The sequence below is a fragment of the Burkholderia sp. Bp8986 genome (genome assembly GCF_003854225.1).
Lineage (GTDB): Bacteria > Pseudomonadota > Gammaproteobacteria > Burkholderiales > Burkholderiaceae > Burkholderia.
In genome coordinates this window covers 1-4,449 of the sequence record NZ_QTQM01000098.1, presented here as the reverse complement: position 1 = coordinate 4,449, position 4,449 = coordinate 1, and the positions used below count along the sequence as shown (strand labels likewise).

Sequence of the window (4,449 nt, the reverse complement as noted above, 5' to 3'; positions counted from 1 at the left end):
TTCATGTGGCGTTGCTTTCCCTTGCCGCTGCCGTCATCTGTTCTCGCTTCGTCGAGGACTTGTGTTAGCGACTCTAAGAATCGCTCCCGATCGAAGGCAAGAGCTGCACCCGTAGGATGGACAACGCTATCAATACCGAACAGATAGCCCCTCTTCTGACGAAGTAAATAGTCGTCGCCTTCGCCTGACGGAATTCCGGAAGCGGCCCCGTGCTATCTCGCGCTCAGGCATGGCTCCCATCTCAATGCAACTGCGTCGAGCGCGGAACTGCAGACGGTCCCGCGCCATCGTGCGGAGAGGCCCGAGCACCTCAGAGGCGTTTGCGAGAATTCCGTACAGCCGAACGAAGATAACTACGGCGAGCAAATTCGAGAAACCCGTCGCGACCAACGGGACCGAGTTCCTTCCCATCAATACGTAAGGTGTCGCGCTTCAGCCTTGAAGTCGCTCCCCACCACTTTTTTCGCTTTACGCTGTGAAGGAAATAATTGGGACTCGGTTATCCCATACAGATCGATCTGCTTGCGAACTGCCGCAATCGCCTCATTTCTCATTCCGTCGCTCCTTTTATTCCACTCAGCAACAATATCAGCGCACGGAGGGCAGTTATCTGGCGACATAATCGTTCTCCAACGTCAAAAAAGTTTCTTAAAAATAGACCAACTTCCTTGCGAACGGGAAGGCTCAACGGACATTTTTTACAATTATTAACGATCAGCCTTTGTTCAAGAGGGCATCACCACGTTTGAGTCCGGACCACTACCGTCAGCTCAAAGGCTCGAGAGCATTCGAGTCGGCAAGGACGGGAACGTGGTAAGCCCAACTGCCCGCCCACGCCAGAGATTTGGCTATGGTAGGTGACCCGCGAGGGAAGCCGTTGGGCAGGTGAGTAGAAGAATGCGGAAAAAGCGAAAGGCGAGCGGTAACAGCTCGCATGGGGTTCAAGATTTGCCCTGACCTGAAAGGGTGCAGGCTTCCGCGCGGTGCAGTTGTCGCAGGTCCTCATCGAGGGGAAGCTTCTGAGAGACCGGTACCACTACTACGGCTCAGCGCCCTGCGCCTCAGCGGTGAGGCGAGTCAACAATGTGAAGCTTGCGAAAGGCTCGTGCAGTTGGCGAGATCGGCGTCAGTGCGACGCTTAATGCTGTGCGCGAGCGTAGTGCGGCGAAAGTCGCACGCTGCGTTCTTTGGGGGCCGCGTTTTCGGAAGGAAATGCGGCTACCCTCTCGATAATCGGGGCGTGAAGATAGCAACGGGTTGCACGGTCGCGGTGTCGAGCCGGTGATCGCCAAGTGCCGCACCGAACATGGCAGCGGGACCTATCCGTCATTTTGTGGGCGGGGCATATCATGAGAGGTAAAAGTCATGGATATGCCGATGAAGAAGAAACGACGAACGGTAGCGTCCCAGGCAGCGGCCCGCGGGCACCGATCTACGCGGCTGCCAGCGAAGAGGCAGCAAGGCAAGCGCTGCAAGACTTCGCCGACGGACCTTGGGGCGCGAAGTACCCGACGATCGTGCAGTCGTGGCAACGCGCGTGGGAGCACGTCGTGCCGTTCTACGTGTTCCCGCCGGAGATTCGACGAGTCGTCTATACGACAAACGCCATCGAGAGTCTGAACATGCAACTGCGCAAGATCATCAAGACCCGCGGTCACTTCCCGAATGATGAGGCCGCGATCAAACTGCTCTGGCTGGCGTTGCGCAACGTGCTGGCCAAGACCGTACGGGCTAAGTTCGACTGGAAATCAGCGATGAATCAGTTTGCCATCCTGTTCAGCGAACGGTTTACGCAGGCGCGTGGATAACCTGTTGTTCAACCGCCTCGCCCACAAAAATGCGGACAGGTCCTGGCAGCGGCCTTGGTAAATATCGCTGGGCCGTCGACCGCACGCCTGCCTGACAGCATCACTTCCGCTGTCTCCGCATTCGTTTCGAGCACCGTGCCGACTTTCACGGCGCACTCCTCAACCTTGGTTGCCGCCTGATCTGCTGGAGCCCCCTTCGACAGTCCGAACAGCCTTTTTTAATCCGTCTCCAAAAAATCTCTGCTGCAAATATATTTTCGCAATCGATCAGATTTATCAAATCATTCCAAACGACGAAAAAACACGGAAAAAGTGAAAGCCCGCAGAGGCAAAGCAAGGTTACATTCTTTTAATCGGCTGTCCCAGCCGCAACTGCCGACGCTGATCTCGTGTTGGTCGAGCAGTCGATGAGTGTGAGAATAGGAACGGTCGCTTTGCATGAAACGAAATACCGATCGGAACTGGCGTCGCTCTGAACGTGCATCACTGGCGAAGCCGCGACACCAGCCGCAACGTGTCGTCGCTCGCCGGGAATCAGAAGGCGCAATGGCTGCTAAGTCATGCGATAGCGCGGCTGGCACGAATCAATTGTGCCGCCCCGGCGCTTTACGAAATGGAAAATATGATCAGTCAAATTCTCGCAATGTTTCCCCATCCTGATTGAAATCAACCTTCGCCTCAAAATCTTCGATACCCCAACACTTCCAGTCAAGTTCACCTGTTCCGCTCCGCGATTTTTTAATACACTACCCTTGAAATTCCATCCACATATACGCTCGCCTCTCAATTTTACTGGATGTGGAATTTTATTTCCCAACCGACCCCAGATCGTGAGCACGCAAGAATCGAAAACCAAATAGGCGGCCTTACATCAAGTTTATCGATTGTTGAAAAACTTCATTGCCTCGCCGCATCGGCTTTAAGAAAACTAAGACCACCTCCGATTTCGCGGACCTGCATCGCGAAATAAGTTAACGCCCCAATATTAGTTATTTTTAGACAAGCCGACGCAACATTTGCTGTTTTATTCCAGACGGGAACAGTGCCCGGAAAATACTCACGCGCACGGTCCTTAGTGTTGCGTTTCATGGAAAGGTGCTGCTACTTTCCGAATCTTGTTTAGTTACCCAAACAATTTAATTCCACCAAAGGCCACCGAGGAGAAGACGTGAATATAAAACTTCAAGATCTTAGACGCTGCATGTTGTTGTGCACCCCACGGATAGCTATTGCGAGCGCAGCGCTCGTACTACTCTCCGCTTGCGGTGACGGCGACGGCCACAATGACGCCAACACCCTGCCGCCTTCCGGTGTTAATCTTCAGGTAGTCGCATTCGGCACTAGCCTGTCCGACGCCGGCACTTATTCGGAGCAGGTCCTACTGGGATTCGGCGGCGGACGCTTCACGACGAACCCCGGCGAAGTTTGGGCACAAAAAGTATCTGAGTATTTCGGCAATTCGCTGTCGCCAGCCTTTGAAGGTGGTTTCGGCTTACCACTGACGGCAACTGGTGGCCTCGACTACGCACAGGGTGGCGCAATGGTTTTCGCTGGTGGGGTAAGTGATACGAGCGCGGCGATTCCAGCTGCGAGCGCACAGCCGATCACATGGCAAGTCAGCCAGTATCTGGCACAGCACGGAGGCTTCAACACGAATCAGCTTGTACTCGTGGAAGGCGGCGCGAACGAGATCCTGGCGCTCCTACAGGACAGTGGCACCAAGTTGATAGCGTTTGCCACAGCACTTGGGAGCTCCAACTTCACGGCGGCCATCAGCAATCCTTCAACTCAGCAAGCTGCCATTGAGGCATTGATTCAACAAGGCTTCACGCAAAAGCAAGCCACGGCACTCGCACCAGCTGCAATTGCGCTGTATATTATCGCATCCGATCCGAATGCAGCGACCAACTTTGCATCAGTCATGCCGATTTTGCAAGCCGCTCGAACACTTGGAACACTCGTCAACTCGCAAATTGTCGGTGAGCCCAAAGTGGTTGTTGTGACAGCTCCCGACATCGGTAAAACACCGGCAGCACTTGCAGCCGATGCAAGCGCCAATGTTGCACCAAGCTCCGCTAATGCTCCGGACCGAGCACTTTCGCTCATTTCGGCTATGTATAACCTCACCTTGCTGAAGCAGCTGGGCCCCAATGTAGCAACGGGAAAAGTCGTTGTCGTCGACACATTCTCATGGCTTGACCAGTCGCTTCAGAACGCAACGAGCCTCGGCTTTACCGTGACGAATACCGATACTGCCTGCAATCTCGCACAAATGAAATCCAATGCCACCAACTACGCGCTTGCAAGACCTCAGGAAACGCTCGGATTGGATCCGGCAACTACGGCGCCGGCATCCCTCACTTCAGCGGCACAGCAATACGGTCAGGCCTTCGGCCTGGCATTGTTCTGTTCGCCAGAAACACTGAAAACGGCCAGTGCGTCCACGACCTATATGTTCGCAGACCTAGCGCACCCTACTACCGCCCTCCACGCGCAATTTGCTGCTTATGTTGAAGCAAATCTGGCCGCAGCAGGCATTGGAAAAATTTCGCAGTAAGAGACGGTTTCAAGTGCGACGCGTGTCGCCGTCCGCCGGACGTAAATCGGCAACGTAGTGGATGGCAAAGCTCCTCTCTGCCTT

General features: G+C 54.4%; 2 protein-coding genes and 2 pseudogenes. 3 read left to right on the top strand and 1 reads right to left on the bottom strand.

Features of this window, described 5'->3' with window-relative positions:
- Positions 1-1,427 precede the first annotated feature (1,427 nt).
- Positions 1,428-1,808: pseudogene (locus DID99_RS35825) on the top strand (transposase); the annotation flags it as partial.
- 26 nt (positions 1,809-1,834) lie between these two features.
- Positions 1,835-2,020 (top strand): annotated as a pseudogene (locus DID99_RS38220) (IS5/IS1182 family transposase); the annotation flags it as partial.
- A 685-nt stretch (positions 2,021-2,705) separates the two neighbouring features.
- Here the strand turns inward: DID99_RS38220 and DID99_RS35820 are convergent.
- A complete protein-coding gene (locus DID99_RS35820) occupies positions 2,706-2,897 on the bottom strand; it encodes a hypothetical protein (protein WP_124668666.1) in 192 nt (63 codons plus the stop codon).
- A 79-nt stretch (positions 2,898-2,976) separates the two neighbouring features.
- On the opposite strand from DID99_RS35820, the gene DID99_RS35815 reads away from it, so the two are divergent.
- Entirely contained in the window at positions 2,977-4,365 is a 1,389-nt protein-coding gene (locus DID99_RS35815) for an acylhydrolase (protein ID WP_409362725.1), read from the top strand.
- Positions 4,366-4,449 lie beyond the last annotated feature (84 nt).